Consider the following 362-nt stretch of genomic DNA (forward strand, 5'->3'; position numbering starts at 1 on the left):
TGGCCTTTGTAGGCCACTGCCCGTGCCATCGCCTTGACGCTGTCCTTGACCCGAATCGCCGTGGCACACAACGATGGCCCATGGGCCTCGAAAAAATTGTGCGCGAAGGAATACGGCTCACAGTTGAGGATCAGGTTGATATCCCCCTGGCGCAACAGGCTCACACTCTTGGAACGGTGCTGCTCGGCCTTGACGAACCCCAGGCGCTCCAGCCATTGAGTGAGCCTGGCCCCGAGGTTTTCATCCACGGCAAACTCCAGGAACTCGATGCCACCGTATTCGCTGGCGGGCGGAGTATCGAACAGGATATCGACGGGTTGGGCAGGCGCTTGCTGCTGGAGGCGTTCACGGGTTTTCTCTTC

At 59.7% G+C, this 362-nt stretch carries 1 pseudogene; it reads right to left on the reverse strand.

The annotated features are described in order from the left end of the window. Positions 1-362 (reverse strand): annotated as a pseudogene (locus SB765_RS28310) (4-hydroxyphenylpyruvate dioxygenase); the annotation flags it as partial.

The sequence above is a fragment of the Pseudomonas sp. SIMBA_067 genome (assembly GCF_046534675.1).
Taxonomy (GTDB): Bacteria; Pseudomonadota; Gammaproteobacteria; order Pseudomonadales; family Pseudomonadaceae; genus Aquipseudomonas; species Aquipseudomonas putida.